The sequence below is a fragment of the Candidatus Chryseobacterium colombiense genome (assembly GCA_029203185.1).
GTDB classification, from domain to species: Bacteria; Bacteroidota; Bacteroidia; order Flavobacteriales; family Weeksellaceae; genus Chryseobacterium; species Chryseobacterium colombiense.
Genome location: CP119310.1, coordinates 1,727,308 through 1,743,509 on the forward strand (window position 1 = coordinate 1,727,308; position 16,202 = coordinate 1,743,509).

Below are 16,202 nucleotides of genomic sequence, written 5' to 3' on the forward strand. Positions count from 1 at the left end.
AATCTAAAAAATGGAACAATTTAATTACAACAATGAGTTATCAGGCAAAATTGCATTGGTGACAGGAGGTACAAAAGGAGCTGGTAAAGCGATTGCAGACAGACTGCTCGAGGCTGGAGCAACGGTTATTATTACTGCAAGAAATGCACCTGAACAGGAAAACAGTAATCTGCATTTCATTGCATCCGATCTGAGTACCGCAGAAGGAGCCCAAAAAGTAATCAGCGAAGTGCTTTCAAGCTACGGAAGACTAGATATTCTAGTTAACAACCTTGGTGGATCATCCACACCTGCAGGTGGTTTTGCAGCATTAACTGACGAAGATTGGGAATCAACACTACAGGCTAATCTTTTGGCTCCGGTTCGGCTGGACAGAGGGTTTTTACCACAAATGATCGAGCGAAAAGCTGGTGTCATTATTCACATCGCTTCTATTCAGGGTAAATTGCCTTTGTATGATTCAACATTGCCTTATGCTGCTGCAAAAGCAGGGCTGAGAAATTACAGTAAAAGCTTATCGAACGAAGTTACTCCTAAAGGTGTTCGTGTACTGACAGTTTCTCCAGGCTGGATCAATACGACAGCATCGGAAGCCTGGCTGGGCGAAATTGCAAGAAACTCAAACAGTACAGTAGAAGAAGCACAACAAGGTGTAATGGATGCATTGGGAGGAATTCCTTTCGGGAGACCTGCTGAACCTGCCGAAGTAGCCGAATTTGTAGGCTTCCTTGTTTCACCAAGAGCCAGCTATTTAACAGGAACCGAATACATAATCGACGGCGGCACAGTACCAACTATTTAAAATTCTGAATTATGCCAGCATATATAATTTTTACCAGAACAAAAACGCTTGATAAAGCGGAACTGGAAACGTATTGGCCATTGATACAGGGCACAATGAAAGGTCATCCGATTGAAGTATTAGTGCCATATGGCAATTTTGAGGTTCTTGAAGGAGAGCAGATAGAAGGTGTAGTGGTAGCCAAATTCCTCGATATCCAGTCTGCCAAAAAATGGTACAATAGCGACCCCTATAAGAAAGCTACAATCCACAGACACAAAGGAGCTATTTATAATGGTATATTGGTAGAAGGTATATCATAACAAATAAGGATTATAAAATAAAATACAATGAATTTACCAAAAGTAGTATCAGAATTAGTAAGAACACAAAATAACTTTGACAGTGCAGCTTACGCCAATTGTTTTTCCGAAACAGCCATAGTTTTTGACGAAGGAAAAACGCACAACGGAAGAAAAGAAATAGAAAATTGGATAGCAGATGCTAACGAGCGTTACAAAAGCACAATGCAGCCCCTGAGTTACGAAGAAAATGGAAGAGAGAGCATTTTGGAAGCAGAAGTTTTAGGAACTTTTCCAGGCAGTCCACTTGTATTGAAATTTCATTTTGAAATTGCAGATGACCAAATTCAAAATCTGAAAGTAACTGAATAAAAGCTAGCTAAAAACACCAATAAACAAGGCTGAAATTTTCATTTCAGCCTTGTTTATTATAATTGCACAGAAATTGATAAACCACTAAAATAAGGGAATGGTTCAAATATGGAGCTATTAAATTAACTATCTGATAGACAATTCAAAAACTAAATTTACATAAAATACGTTTAGTTAACTACCATCTATTTTACAAGAAAAAGAACATTGAAACACGGCCCGAGAATCTGTTAGTATATATCTTAATAATGAATTAGGAATAGTCCTATTAGATTTCTTATCTTTCCAAAGAACTTCTCAATATCAACATTGTCGGTTGCCAATAAGCCGGTTTCAAGTAGTCTTTAGCGGAAAATCAAGCAATACTCTCCTTAAACGGATTCACACTGATCTCTATCATCAGATTTTCAAAAAAGAAATAGAATCCGAATGTATTTCTGATATTTTTAGGTTCTGCTTCCAATCGTAAGTTTTCTTCCGCTTGGAGTTTTCTGTAAACATTCCAAACAGCTTCCTGATTTTCCTGATAAAATCCAATATGGAAATTCTCCGGGTATTCCGGTATATCTTCCTTTTTATTCAATACCTGTCCCCAAATAACCAAGACAAATTGATTGCCGTTTTCCAGCACTGCCATTTTACTGTTACGGTTTACGATTATGCTGAAGTCAAAATAATCTGCAAACAAATGCACAGCCTTATCTACATCCTTTACGACCAGATTTATATGATTTAAACTCATTTTGTTATCTTTTTTTATTCTATTGATAAAACAAAATTAGGTTTCAGGAATCAGGTTCAATTGGATAAATCGGTCGTTTTCATTTTTATTTAAGATCGTGGGTTTCACTCCTGCGAATTTCTTCACTTCTCTTATAAAATGGGATTGGTCGCCATAATTAAGTTCCGGATAAAAGTCGCCATTTTTCAGCTGCCTCAATGAGTTTGAAAAACGAATGATATTAATATATGATTTTAGTGATACTCCCAGCCAGGTATTGAAATAGCGATTCATTTGCCTGCTGCTCCAAGAAACTTTTTGTGATAATTCCTTTACCGTCGTTTCTCCCTTTGATAAATAAATAAACTCAAATAATTTCTTTTTACGGCCATCAATTTCCTTTTCCAGTTTTGCCTTAATAGTTTCGCAGGCTTTTTTGTAAAACTGCTCAAAATTCGCTAAATCGTTTTTACAAAATCCCCAGTAATCTGAAGATAAAATTTGCTTATTGTCCCTTAAATCTGCAAAAGACCGCTTAAAAATATATTCAGCAGCTATCGGATGAAAGCTTATGGCAAACATAGTCGATCTTGGAAATGGAGGCTTTACAATAGGTCCGGTACAGATACCTGATAAAAAAATTTCAAAATTCTCATCTTTCCCGGCAAAAAGGAATAAATCTATTTTACCGTCCGGAACGATGATTCCCTCTCTTTTTTCATCAGTATAATTTTTTACCATCCAGATACTTTCCACTATATCCGTAAGTGAATTGTCGGGTTTAAGTGATAAATACTCTAATTGATTCACATTAAAGCTCATCTGCTGTACATCTTAATACCTGCAAAATTATAAAATAAATGGTTTTAAGACGAGATCTTAAATTCTGAAGGACGCATATTGGTTAATTGCAAAAAATTATTGCTGAATGCCGATATATTGGAATATCCAACCTCATAAGCTATTTCTGTCATATTCAGATCGGTGGTTTTTATTAATTCCATAGCCTTAATAATCCTCAACATTTTTATATATTGAATGAAAGTGATGTGGAGTTTTGTTTGGAATAATCTGGTCAGACTTCTTATGCTCATTCCAGATCGCTTTGCAGTGTCTTCTAAAGTGAGGTTTTCATTTAAGCGCATTCTGACGCTGTCGGTTATCGTATTCAGCCGCTGATCGTCTGTCGTTGGGAGTTGAATCGAAAACTTTTTAAGATTTTCTTTTGAAAGCACTTTTTTTAGCATTGATAAAAATTCAAATTCAAAAGAACTTTTGTCATAATCGCCTTGCCATTTCTCACTAAATGAAAGCATTTCTGATAACAGTTTACTTACCGGATAAATTCCTAATTCATCGTAAAAACCACTTTCATTGTCTTTCGGAAAATAGATATTAATGATATATAAATCCTGCGAATTAAACATCAGGTTGTGAGGATAATTTTTGGGGATCCAGATATAATGATTGGAAGGAATATAAAAATCCTTTTCTTCTGTCTGCAGGTAAGCAATCCCGCCATAAACCAATAACAGCTGAGCTTTATCGTGTTGATGTGAAGGCAATCGCTGTTCGGTCTGCTGCCTCATTACCAAAATTGAATCAGGGTTTTGATCAACAATGTTGATTAATTGACTGAGAATTTCCATATGGCCAAATATAACAAATATTAGGCTAATTATACAAAATAACAATAAGTCTTCTTAGATAATTTTGCTATTATAAAAAAATGGAGTCATTATGAAAAACAACACTTTAAAACTTCATAAACGGATCGGGTTGGAAATACAGGACAAAAATTCTGATAATCAATCATTCTCTTCCGAGAAGAAAATTGATATAAATGTTCTCTACCGGTTTTTCGGCAATTACTCATATGCCGGTCCTTTTATGCTAATGATCGATGTAACGTTCGTCTTTGATGAATTGAAGAAAATGGTTAAAAAATGGTTAGCTGTTAAAAATAAAAATTGATGAAATACCTTACAACAGTCTCAATTTTGTGCATAATGCTTTTCTTATGGCCACAATCTCTTAATGCACAGCATACCGAAAACGTCCAACCATTTAGTTTGGACGAAATGTGGAAAGTCGCCGAAGCTAATAATCGTACGATAAAACTTTCTGACCTAAACCTTCAACAAAGTGCATTAGAAGTACTGGAAGCCAAAGACCGTTTGCTACCGGAACTTTCGTTGGGCGGAGATGTTAAACTTAATTCCAAATTTCTGATCTATAACAACGGATTATTCTCTTCTCCTCAGGATGTACCTGTAAAAGGATATGGTTACGGTGTAGGATATAACTTAAATTTTAATTTGTTTAATGGTGGAAAGGACAGAAGAAATGTCGCCATAAAGAAGGAAGAAGAAACTCGAAAAGGATATGAATTTGAACTGCAAAAACACAATGTAAAATACAATGTTGCAGTAGTTTATTTCGACCTGTATAAATTGCTGCACTTCTATGATTTTCTTGATGCCGAAATCGAAACAGAAAAAAAACAACTATCACTGATAGAAAGTCTCCACAAAAACGGAATCGTGCTGAAGAGTGATGTACTGAGAACTTCTGTCAAATTATCGCAACTGGAACTCAATCTTTCGGAAGTTGATAAAAAGATCGCCATCGCCAAACAACAACTCAATATCCTGATGGGCCGTGAAAATGAAGCCGAATTGGCCATCAGCTCTCAGAATCTTATTGAATCGGAGTCTATCAAACCTTCAGATTACAATGATTATTTAAATATCGCTTTTAACAATTCACCTGAATATAAGATGGTTAAGAGTGACATAAAACTAAGTGAACTGAACACTAGACAGGTCAAAGCTTCAATTTTGCCCAAAATTTCCCTGTACTCCAATTATAATTATACCTATCCGCAGATTTCTTTTTATCCATATTCCAATGATCTGTGGGGCTTTGGTCAGACGGGAATTAAAATACAGTTTTCTATCGATAATCTGTACAAGAGCAAACATTCGATCGCCCATTTGCAGATGGCCAATAATCAGGCAAAAGAAAAGGTAGAGATCAGGAAGGATGAAATTTCCCTTCAGGTAAAAGAAGCTTGTCTGCAAGAGCAGCAGGCGCTGGAAAGTGTAGAAACAGCTGTAAAAAATATCGCGAAAACCAAGGAAACTGTTCGGGTGATCCGAAGCAGCTACCTCAACCAGGAATCTTTGCTGACCGATCTTTTAGAAGCCGAAAATGCTTTACTGGAAGCTAAATTTAATTTAACCACAGCACAAACAAACGTACAACTCACTCATATCAGACTACTGGCGATCGTAGGAATTCTTTAATACAAAAAATATGAATAAAAATAAAACAGATAAAATAATCGTCAATCTTACCAAATGGTTCGGCATCGCCTTATTGATCGGAGCAATTGTTTGGGGAATAAATTATTTCTTAAAAGGATACCGTTATGAACAGACCAATGATGCGCAGGTAGATGCGTACTTATCTCCCATCAACGCAAAAGTAGGCGGCTATATCAGTAAAATATATTATAAAGATAATCAACAGGTTAAAAAAGGTGATACGCTTGTTGTGATCGAACTGGACGAATATGGACTGAAAAGAAATGCAGCATCAGCGGAAATGATGAGCTCGCAGGCAAAATTACCAATTCTGGCAGCCACAGAAGAAACACAAATTAAAAATATTGAAGTTATCAAAGCCCAATTGACAAGCGCTAAGGTAAGATTAAATCAACAGCAAAAAGAATTTGACCGCTATAAAAATCTATTGGCTGATGAGTCTGCCACACAACAGAAATTCGACAACATCAATGCCTCTTTATCAATCGCGCAGTCTGATTATGAGCAGGCCAAAGCTTCTTTACAGGTTGCCGAATCTAAATTAAATGATTTCAGAGCGCAGCGTAATGCCATACAGGCAGAGATAAAGATCAAAGAAGCACTGCTTCAAAGGCAGGAACTGGACATTCGGTATACGGTGATTACAGCACCTTTTGACGGACAAATTGGTAAAAAGACCATTCAGGAAGGACAACTGATACAGCCAGGACAGACATTGGCATTTTTAGTCAACAAAGCAGAGGAAAAATGGGTGATAGCTAATTTTAAGGAAACACAGATTGGCCAATTCAAGAAAGGACAAGCCGTTTCTATAGAAGTGGATGCTTTTCCGAATGAAAAATTCAAGGGTGTGATCGAATCAATTTCACCGACGACAGGTTCCCGCTATTCATTGATTCCTCACGATAATGCAACGGGTAATTTTGTTAAAATCACCCAAAGGATTCCGGTTCGGATCAAACTGACTGATAAGCCCGAAAGATTGGAAAAACTTTCTGCAGGAATGAATGCCAATGTTTATATTTTAAAAGATTGATGATGCAGGCTCATAAAATACCGGTTTTCAAATCCTGGGTAATAGAATGGATGGCAAGGTCCATCATATTCATCATTCTGATGACTTGCCTGTTCGGATTCGCTTTTTATGGCAGTCCTGTTGCAGCGATGGGTTATTATGGTGTACAACCTACTGATGTGCAATTTGGAATGGTAGTTTTGTATGGTTCAACGGTCTCTTTTCTGGCACTGGATATTCGTATTGTAAAATATTTTCCGATAAGGAAATACCTGCTGACAGCATTTGCTCTTAATGCGGTATGTTCGGTGATCTGTTTTCATTTCAAAGATTACACCTTGTTTATGGTGTGTCAATTTGTTCAGGGAATCACCTGTGCTTTGATTTCAGGCATCGTCTTACAGTTAATTTTTCCTAGATTACATTCTCTGCGTGCACGGGTTATTGCTTACAGCCTTCTTTACGGAAGTATACAGATCGCTGCACCACTATATTCCATCTATACAAGTTTAGTTCTTCATTTTTTTGATTACAACTGGTTATTTTACGGATATACTGTGGTACTCATTATTTTGACATTTGTTGTGCTGTTAACGATGAACGGTAAAGCAAGATTTACCAAAAAAATTCCGCTGTACCAGTTGGATTGGATGGGCTATTTTTTATATGCATCATTGATATTACTATTAGGATATATCCTTGTATACGGCCGACAATTGGGATGGTTAGACAGCCCATTACTAGTTATTTTAATATTGTTCATCCTAATTATTCTTTCGGCATTTATCGTCAGAGAGCTAAAACTGAAACGGCCATTGATCAACCTGCAGATTTTTAAGGCAAAGAATTTCGTTATCGGACTATTATTGCTTTTTACCTTCTACATTTTCAAGGGCAGTACAGGACTTGCTTATGGCTATCTGGAAGTCATTCTAGGTAATGATCCACTCAGCACAATTCCAATATGGACTGCTGTGGTCGTAGGAACTGTGATAAGTATGTTCGTTACCTCAAGATTTGTATTGCTGGGCTTCAACCTCATCAAAATCATTATTATAGGTTTTGTGATGATGGCGCTGTACTATGTCTATATGATATTATTCGTTTCTGTACAGGGAGAAACCATTGATTTTATATTTCCTATGTTTATGTATGGCGCTGCAACAGGCGTATTATTTGTTCCGATAGTATCATTTACAAATTCATCAGCACCTCAGTCCATTGCCGTCAATGCATCACTCATCGGAATATTGGCGAGGTTCATTGGTTTTACTGCAAGTCTGGCATTCGGCAACGAACTTCAGTTATTTGCAAAGTCAGCAGTGAGAGAAAAAGTGAGGGAATCCATAACAGAAATTAATCCACAACTTCCTGTTACTTTACTGAATATCCAAAATCAATTTGCGACAGCGGGCAACGACATGTATACTTCAAAGGTCATTTCTACTGGTCATTTTAATAAAATGGTGGGACAACAGATATTGGCTCGTGCCACCCGTGATTATTATAATCTGATGCTAATCGGAATTATTTTGGTAATTTTTATTCTGATTATTTCGCCTCAGATCAAAAAGGTATCTTTAAAATTAAAAAAGAATCAGGTTCCTTACTGATAAATTTTTGAATATCATTTTAATTTTTCATCGAAGAGTCTTAATATTGTACATTCATATACTTATACCGTTTGATTTATTATTAGTAATGATATACTTAAATGTCCATACTTAATTGTATACGGAATAGAAAATAAAAGAAATATTAAAACTCGAATTATTTCCCGATACAAAAAATTGACATACCCTATTTAAGGGCAATAATTTCTTTTGGGGGGACAAGAAGGTACCAATTGCTCACAAACTAATAATTTATATTACTAAGTTACGATTTCGTAAGAATTTTAGTAACATTATTTACGAATTTGTTTATAAATCACCGGGTCTACCCTAGTTGTAACCCGCTATTTTTATTTTTTATATTTAATGTACTTGAAAAAGTATTATTTCGGATTACTTTTCATCCAGAAATCAAGTTCTTTCTTATAACTACCTCCATCATACCAGGATTGCCACCTGTCTTCTCTGATAAGTCCTTTCCATTTTGCTCCCTTTTTCGAACGGTAAAAACGTGATCTGAAATGGTGATAGATAGCTAGCATATGAACAGCATAACTCTGACACAATTCAGGATTATCCCTGATAATATTCAGATTGTCATCATTAGATCCACTAGCTTTAAGTCCCATATTATGTGAACCAGTTATTAATATCGGATTATCACCGAACGGATCGATGAGTACTATTTTACTATGGATGGTTACAGAAGGCTTGGGGAGTTCTTTTTTCCAGAAGCCAAAATCTTCTTTTAAATTTTCAGGTGTGGTCGCAAATAAAAAGCTTCCGCTTTGTTTCTTACCTTTATCCACAAATTGGATAGTTGGATCATCTTTACCACCTGGATCAGTGTTAATGACCCCATGAATTAAAGGGGCATTCTCCTCCTTGGCACGCTCATAGATCTTATGATATAAGACAGCGCTTTTGAGATTTCCAGGCTTGAACATTAGGAACAGGATCCCGTCCTTGGCATTATCGATCAGCTGCATTGCCTCTTCCATATCTGCAGCTTTTTTTGTTGGGGTAAACCAGGTCTCTATTTTTCCGGTCTTATTGCTTTTAGGTGTGGCATTAAATGCTTTGAATGCTTGTCCATATAAGCCAATCCCGTTTTGGTCGCAATCTTCTTTTATTTTCTGCCACTCCTGAAAATAGTAATCTGAAACTTCCTTATCCTCTATAACCACAGCATTGTTGACCTGAGTAAATAGCCCATTGTGAGTCCAGTTTGTACTGCCCATCAGAACTTTGTACGGTTCATAATTTTCGCCATTTTTCTTTGCCAAAATTGCAAATTTATTGTGTGCGAAGTGGGGAGAACGGACAATTCTCCGTATAAGATTAGTTTTATCCAATTTATCCGCATTTTCTTTCTGGGGATCTAAATCTTTATCACCAAATGCCCCATTTGCAAGAATGATGTTTGCCCTTTTACCGATTGCATTTAATTTTTTAATCAATACAGCATCGTTCAGTTCATATAACGCTGCAAAAAGATGGATATCTTCGTTTCCATTTATGCAAGGTTCATCAAGAAAACGGTAAATTGCATTGAGCAATTCCCCTCCCATTAATTTTCGGAGCGGAGATTTCTCATTATTTAGATGTTGGTCCAACGTTTTTTTTCGCTCCTTTTCTGGTAAATTTATCAATTTTCGAGAAACAAATTGCGACGAAACAAGCCCTCTATTAAAAAATGCATCTGTTGGCTTGGCCTTTAAGGTAACCCAATTGCTCCAGTCACTTATATTATTCCCATCCTGGACAAGATTGTTCTCTTGGTCAATCATAGGAATAACCCTGTATCTTACAGTATCACCGCTATCAACCAGATAATCCGTCCACATATATTTCTGGATGGGCCATAAGGTTGTATTCTTCATTTCAAAGTCTATATGTGGTTCATCTTCAAAACCAACACTGGATTTGACCCAGGAAAGCTGCGAAGTACCATTAACTTCCTTCTCCCTCTGAATGGCAAAACCTAAACAATTATCTATTTTAGGATATTTCCAGATGATTTCAACATCATCACTGTTGCAGATTGCTTTAATAATTCTCATAATCAGGTTTTTAGCTCCCTAAATTTACAGAAAATTTAGATTACAATTCAAAAAAAACATTTTGTTATTGATTTAAAATTTAACATATAACAAACTCATATCTAGCAATATTTTGAAAAATCGTTATTTTATCAAACCTCAATTATTTTATTGACCTGAATTGAAAAAAAATGTTAATTTTAAAGTAGATGATTTCAGCCAGCTGAGTCATAAAAAGCTATTAACCTAAAATCTTAAATTATGAGTTCTTTAATAATTCTATCAAGAACCTTAATATTCTATTGCATAATCTTCTTATGTGGAATATTCGGCGTTAAAGGTCAAATTATATCAATTCAGGATAAGGTTATCAATCATGTAATAAATAAAGAAAATGCTAAGGTAATCCAACTTGTGGATTCCGCTAAAATAGATGTTCAAAAACCAATTTATCAAAACTTCAGCCTACTAGATATTTCTCTATTATGTAATAATGAGGTTCTTACTCAGGATTTATTGGATCGAACTAAAGATCTGAACCAAAACATCTATCATACTTCTGTTTTCGTAGGAAACCCTGTAAATATAAAAGCAGCATTAAACAAGATGAATTCGGATGAAATTGATGATTATCTGGAATATGATCTTTTAAGTCCTATAACAGAAGCTTCAAGATTATCGATCGTTGAGGTGATAGCAAATAGAACTCCTGAAGATTCCATCGATTTTGATATAGAATATAGAAATCCTGATCAAAAGAGTATTGATTATCTGATTGAAAAATTGAATATTACATTTCCAAATGACCAAATGATAAAAGCTCTAGCTGAATACACTTTAGAATCTATACTGGAACTGGATCTCAAGAATAATTCAACAGATTGGCTACTCAAAAAATATCTTGTCAATGGGGATCTTAAAGGAAAACTCGAAGAAGGTGATAAATTTGCCAATTTAGCCTTGGAAACGAACAATAGAGCTATTTTTGAGATTTTGGCGAAAAATGGATATGCACCAAATTTAGATGTAATTAAAATCAATAAAGTTGAAGACAAAGACTTTCTGCTTGGACTGATGGTAAAAAAACAATTGATTGATCTTGATCCTCAAGGCAAAGCCTTAACTATTAACAGGTCTTGGAAATTACCCGATACAAGAATTACAATACCAGGACCTAATGAAAATGATAAAAAATTTGATCAAATTGTAAAGACTAACGCAGCAAACGACGCCGTTTTCGGAAATACTTCGATCTTAATGCAAGGCACAATAGTACCTTTTACACTTCAGATTTTTGATTCAAAACCTGCAAAAATGTCCAGAGTGCTTTTTGACCTTAACCTTAAAAGAATCGAACATTTTAGCGGTTGGGACAAACAGTTCAAAATATCCATACCCAAATCAGATACATTAAGCTGGGGAGCTTACCATACAGTTAGAGTAAAAAATTTAGGTACCAGTTCTGAAGGAAATGATCTGGGATCGAATAAATTATTTGTATATAGAGAAGGAGTTATTATTGATACCATTTATGAAGGAGGCGAAAGCGATTTTAGTAGAGCAGTTGGTCGATTGGATGTATATAGTACAATGGACTTACATACTGCCTTTGGGTTAAAAATTATATATGCACACGAGGAGCACAAAAAATTACCGTCCTGTAATATTGAAACAAGGCTGAATCTGTACCAAAAGATTTTGGGAGCTATGAAAGCCCAAAAAGATATTTCCCGTGGTCAAGGTATAGTACATGACGCTACTACGGCAAGAAGACTATATTCAGAACAACTCCTTGAAGCAAGAGCTCCAGATGTTGTAAATGGAGAACTTCGACAAGCGATGAAAAGCCTTGCAGAACAATCTTATTTTAACAGTAGTTTTACCAATTATGTCTATCAACTTATTTTAGATTCTGATGTTCCTGATGCACTAGACCCTTTCCTATCAAGCTCTGATCAACAAGTCCGACAACAGGCTGAAAAACTAGCAAGTGCAATCGATAAAAAGGATGAAGCATTGAAGATTCTAGAATCTGAAAATATAAATAATTATCTAGCCAAAATTAGTCAGGTAAAAGGACTTATCTATGAACTGGCCCAGTATTGCTCAAAAGAAAAACTAGGCAAATACTTAAATGATAATATTATGAGTTTAAGCTCCGGATTAAGAAAATCCTTTCAGGAAAATTCTAAGAACAGCCTAGCTCTATTATCTGTCAAAAAGGAAGATTTAGATGGAAAGGGTGAAATGATTTTAAATTTTTTAAGCTTATGAAATTCTTAGTATCCTTCCTATTTCTCTTAATTTACGTCCCAACTTATTCCCAAACTGAATACACGTTTGGGAGTGATATGATGGATTTTGTAAAGAAAGATGCATACAAACTTTCTTATGACCAGCTTACGCCTGATTTTACAGGAAGATCGCTAAATGGTTTCCAAATTACATTGGATAAAGCCAGAGATAATGCCAATAAAACTTATGCGGTACTTTCTGATGCGAGTAACCAATTGCATAAAAATGTAGGGTTGGTAACCTTATTAAAAAACTCACTTTCCAATCCGAATAGTACTTTATCAGCTTCCCAAATAGCTGAATTAGCTTCGGCTGTCAGTTTTACAAAAGATCTTTGTTTTAAACTTTCTCAGCAACAGGAAATGACAAAAGTGTCCATACAAAATTTAAAAAGTTTAGATCAGACTTTAGATTTTGTTTCATTTAAAAATCTTGAACTCGATAAGGTTCCCTATTTTTTTATAATGAACTCAATTGGAGGGACGAAGCCGGATTTTCAAATGTCCATCAGTGTATCGGTTTCGCAAACAGAAGGTGGGCAGGAAAATGAGAATGCAACCAATATGGGCTTTTTTCTATTCGACATCTATAACTCCTATGTGGATGATAAAAATTATAAAAAGCAAGCCAAAAAATATCAAGAGGCTCTTGACTTATTACCATCAAAACTGCCTTCTGACACGACTTGCTTTAGAATTTACAAAACAACATTTGAAACTGTCAAAAAACTATATCAAGAAGAACATACTAGTCTAAAATCCCATGTAGATTCTTTAGATCAAAACATCCATTCTGCTTACATCGCCCTTCAAAACTATAGGGAATTTTTTGAAACAAGCTTGCTCGATGATAGGGTAAAATCTGGATTTAATTCTGTAAACCTAAACTCCTTTTCACCAGAATCATTATTCTATATCAGTAAAAGAGCAAGAGAAATTATGCAATCTCGAACCTATGTTACTAATCTCAAAAATCAAGTCACTTACAATAATAAAAGTTTAGAGACGGCTATCACTTTGGACAACATTCAGAATATTTGTAAAAACATGGAAGAGGTTGTTAAAAACACTAAGTCTGAACCGTTATATCACCCACTTAATAAGCATCTGGACAATCATTTAAAATTTTTCAAAGACAATCAAACCTTTGCTGAAAATCAATTAAAGAATAAAATCCAAATTGAAAATGGGATTCAAAATAAAATGGCTATTAACGATCAGTTATTATTGGGCTTAACAAATGAGTTAGCATTGTTGGAAGTGGGATCTTATGTCCAAAATAATAATCTAAAATTAAGCGCTTATTATGATGATGGATTAAGTTTGGCACTTAAATGGCCATTTTCCACTGGTGCAACTCCTGTACAAGACAATTATTCAACATCTGGTTCTGGGGTTTGGGAAAGAGGTACTGATGGCGCATTTATTCGAGATAGTAGAAATCCAGGGCAAGGTCAAATTGGAAAGACAAGAACAAACCTGATGGAAAGGACAAAAGATGTTGTTAAAAACTCTGCTGAAGCCACAAAAATTGCCTTTTCTAACCAAGGATTAAGAAATACAGAAATTATAAAACAAAATGTAAAAGTTGCTGAGGTAAATAAAAATATAAAGGTTTCTAAAGTTGCTCTGCCCAAGATAAAGATAGAATTTGATTTACCGACTTATAAATGGGAGGTTCTGTCTTCCGTAGAAGATAAGTTACTCCATCCTGGCACCTTGGAAAGCCAAATAGATCGGGAAGATAAACAAACCGAAGAATTCTTAAAATCAGAAACGATAACTTGGAATCCCGGTGAAAAAAACCAATATAAAAATAAGTCAAAAGAATATTTACGATATGCAAAAGCATTGGAACTGGGGGGATTTGAAGGTATGTCAAATGCAATGTTAACAGCAGCATCGGCAATGAGGATCGAGAAAAGTGGAAACTTAAACGAAGCTCCCAATCTACCATCCTTCGATATTCCTTTTATTCCTTATCTGCCTTATGTTCCGACTGATGTTAAAAGAATTTCCGAAAGAAATCTCAACTATGCTATCATGGATGAAAAACTCGGCGATAAATGTTTATGGTTTAAAGCAGCCTCATTAGTAACAAGTGCAACTGAATTAGGCGTAATTGAATATGTGGAGGATATTAATGATAATTTAGGGGATGTATTTTCATTTAAACCTACTTTACAATTTCTTAAAGGCGGAAATGAGTTTCTTTATGTCGGAAACATTCAAAATGGTACTTCTATTATTAATGGTGAATTAACAGGTAGCTTCGTCACTCCTAATGGCAAAACTGTCATACTGGATGGATTAACAGGTAAACAGCTCGACTATGCGCTTGTTGAATTTGAGCAGTCAAAAATTCAAGAATATATCGGAATATTTAAAAATACAAATCCTAATCTAAATATGATTTCAATATTTGCCGATATAAATAGTTCAATGCAAACTAATCTGCACAGAGAAGAAATTAGATCAGCTATGTTTGTAGGATTCAATTTTGCTGACTATAATGATCGGGTAAAATTAGGACAAAGGATCATTGATATCCTATATGATAAGAAACCATAAAAGCCTCTAAATTTTACTTATATAAAAATATATTGAAGATTTAAAATCATTGGATTTATTCACAGCGAACTGAAACCTAAAAAATTGATGGTGATGCAATTATCCTCTACACTAAACCTATCCTTGAAACTTAGATCATCAAATACTAATGTTTTGCCGAATTATCCTTTGACATATCACTCTTTATCTTCTCTCGGTGCAGCGTTCCCCATTTTGATAAAGCACCAACAACTTCCTCCAACGTTTCACTATACGGAAGTAGTTCATAAGTAATAGAAACCGGGTATCCTACGGAAACCTTTTTGATAATAAATCCATTCATTTCCAGTTCCTTAAGCTCACTGGAGAGAACTCTTGCTGAGATCCCTTTCACCATTCGCTGTAGCTCTGTAAACCGATTATTACCCCTTGCCATCGCAATGATGATCATGAGTTTCCATTTTCCTCCAATGGCATACATGGCATCACTTACCGAAGCCAGTAGTTTGTGGCAATCATCGGAAAATTCCTTACTATTCTGAACAGGTTCTATCTTCTCTTTCATACTTACTACTATAATATTACTTCCTAACCTTTAGGTAACAACTAATAAATTGTTAGCAAATATACGGTAATTTTGTCAAACAAACAGGAGCTAAAAAGCAATCTTCAATTTGCAAAACAATTGATCCTGTGCTTATTAAAAATAATTTTTAAACAATAAAACAAACAGAATTATGTCATTAGAGAATTTGAAAACAAGACAGGAATTAAGGGATTTAGTAGATGCTTATGCCTATTTAGGTGATGATAAAAAGTTAGATGAACAGATGGAATTATTTACTCCAGATGCTACCTATAAAGTCTATATGAACGGGATCGAGGTGGCCAGTACAACCGGAACAGAAACATTGAAAAAGGAATTTAGCATACATGCAGCAGAGGTTAAAACCTATTTCACCTTAAATGGGCAGCATACAGTAAAAATAGATGGAAATAATGCTACAGGAATTTCTTTTTCACAGCTTAAAATGATCAGGGAAAATGAAGGGAAAGATATTGTCACAGATTACAGCGTAAAGTATGAAGACGTTTATATCAATCAAAACGGTAAATGGCTAATAAAAGAACGTATTGGACATTTTCTAATAATCGAGACTAGAACACTAAACAATTGATCGTT

Annotated in this window: 15 protein-coding genes; 10 read left to right on the top strand and 5 right to left on the bottom strand. The window is 35.2% G+C overall.

Features of this window, described 5'->3' with window-relative positions; genetic code table 11:
* Positions 1-10 precede the first annotated feature (10 nt).
* Genes P0Y62_07590 through P0Y62_07600 form a run of 3 tightly spaced genes read left to right on the top strand, consistent with a single transcriptional unit; the run spans position 11 to position 1,455 of the window.
* Positions 11-802, top strand: coding sequence for an SDR family oxidoreductase (locus tag P0Y62_07590; GenBank protein ID WEK71416.1), 792 nt, complete (start codon positions 11-13; stop codon positions 800-802).
* Between the two features lie 11 nt (positions 803-813).
* The gene (locus tag P0Y62_07595; GenBank protein ID WEK71417.1) at positions 814-1,104 is read left to right on the top strand and encodes a DUF1330 domain-containing protein; all 291 of its coding nucleotides are present in this window, start codon (positions 814-816) and stop codon (positions 1,102-1,104) included.
* Positions 1,105-1,131: 27 nt separating this feature from the next.
* The gene (locus tag P0Y62_07600) at positions 1,132-1,455 is read left to right on the top strand and encodes a nuclear transport factor 2 family protein (GenBank protein WEK71418.1); all 324 of its coding nucleotides are present in this window, start codon (positions 1,132-1,134) and stop codon (positions 1,453-1,455) included.
* Positions 1,456-1,810: 355 nt separating this feature from the next.
* On the opposite strand, the gene P0Y62_07605 is transcribed toward P0Y62_07600, so the two are convergent.
* From P0Y62_07605 to P0Y62_07615, 3 genes are read right to left on the bottom strand one after another with little or no spacing between them, the layout of a single operon-like run.
* Positions 1,811-2,197 (bottom strand): VOC family protein, encoded by a 387-nt coding sequence (locus tag P0Y62_07605; GenBank protein ID WEK71419.1) that lies wholly within the window; start codon positions 2,195-2,197, stop codon positions 1,811-1,813.
* Between the two features lie 36 nt (positions 2,198-2,233).
* Positions 2,234-2,998 carry an AraC family transcriptional regulator gene (locus P0Y62_07610; GenBank protein ID WEK71420.1) on the bottom strand — a complete coding sequence of 255 codons (765 nt, stop codon included), beginning with the start codon at positions 2,996-2,998 and terminating at the stop codon, positions 2,234-2,236.
* 44 nt (positions 2,999-3,042) lie between these two features.
* Positions 3,043-3,825: an AraC family transcriptional regulator gene (locus P0Y62_07615; protein ID WEK71421.1), complete on the bottom strand. Its 783-nt coding sequence runs from the start codon at positions 3,823-3,825 to the stop codon at positions 3,043-3,045.
* 91 nt (positions 3,826-3,916) lie between these two features.
* Between P0Y62_07615 and P0Y62_07620 the strand changes: the two genes are divergently transcribed.
* The 4 genes from P0Y62_07620 to P0Y62_07635 are packed head-to-tail and all read left to right on the top strand — an operon-like array spanning position 3,917 to position 8,133.
* Positions 3,917-4,150 (top strand): hypothetical protein, encoded by a 234-nt coding sequence (locus tag P0Y62_07620; GenBank protein WEK71422.1) that lies wholly within the window; start codon positions 3,917-3,919, stop codon positions 4,148-4,150.
* Positions 4,150-5,484 carry a TolC family protein gene (locus P0Y62_07625; GenBank protein WEK71423.1) on the top strand — a complete coding sequence of 445 codons (1,335 nt, stop codon included), beginning with the start codon at positions 4,150-4,152 and terminating at the stop codon, positions 5,482-5,484. Before P0Y62_07620 ends, P0Y62_07625 begins: the two co-directional genes overlap by 1 nt.
* Before the next feature lie 10 nt (positions 5,485-5,494).
* A complete protein-coding gene (locus P0Y62_07630) occupies positions 5,495-6,541 on the top strand; it encodes an HlyD family secretion protein (protein WEK71424.1) in 1,047 nt (348 codons plus the stop codon).
* Positions 6,541-8,133: an MFS transporter gene (locus P0Y62_07635; GenBank protein WEK71425.1), complete on the top strand. Its 1,593-nt coding sequence runs from the start codon at positions 6,541-6,543 to the stop codon at positions 8,131-8,133. The genes P0Y62_07630 and P0Y62_07635 overlap by 1 nt, the downstream gene beginning before the upstream one ends.
* A 383-nt stretch (positions 8,134-8,516) precedes the next feature.
* On the opposite strand, the gene P0Y62_07640 is transcribed toward P0Y62_07635, so the two are convergent.
* On the bottom strand, positions 8,517-10,196 hold the full coding sequence (locus P0Y62_07640) for a phospholipase D-like domain-containing protein (GenBank protein WEK71426.1): 1,680 nt from the start codon (positions 10,194-10,196) through the stop codon (positions 8,517-8,519).
* A 240-nt stretch (positions 10,197-10,436) separates the two neighbouring features.
* Here P0Y62_07640 and P0Y62_07645 point away from each other — a divergent pair, with 240 nt between their 5' ends.
* Both P0Y62_07645 and P0Y62_07650 read left to right on the top strand, forming a co-directional pair.
* Positions 10,437-12,449: a hypothetical protein gene (locus P0Y62_07645; protein ID WEK71427.1), complete on the top strand. Its 2,013-nt coding sequence runs from the start codon at positions 10,437-10,439 to the stop codon at positions 12,447-12,449.
* A 77-nt stretch (positions 12,450-12,526) separates the two neighbouring features.
* Complete coding sequence (locus tag P0Y62_07650) at positions 12,527-15,040, top strand: hypothetical protein (GenBank protein ID WEK71428.1); 2,514 nt, start codon at positions 12,527-12,529, stop codon at positions 15,038-15,040.
* A 145-nt stretch (positions 15,041-15,185) separates the two neighbouring features.
* Here P0Y62_07650 and P0Y62_07655 read toward each other — a convergent pair whose 3' ends face one another.
* Positions 15,186-15,584, bottom strand: coding sequence for a helix-turn-helix domain-containing protein (locus tag P0Y62_07655; GenBank protein WEK71429.1), 399 nt, complete (start codon positions 15,582-15,584; stop codon positions 15,186-15,188).
* Between the two features lie 172 nt (positions 15,585-15,756).
* Between P0Y62_07655 and P0Y62_07660 the strand changes: the two genes are divergently transcribed.
* A complete protein-coding gene (locus P0Y62_07660) occupies positions 15,757-16,197 on the top strand; it encodes a nuclear transport factor 2 family protein (GenBank protein ID WEK71430.1) in 441 nt (146 codons plus the stop codon).
* Positions 16,198-16,202: the final 5 nt, after the last annotated feature.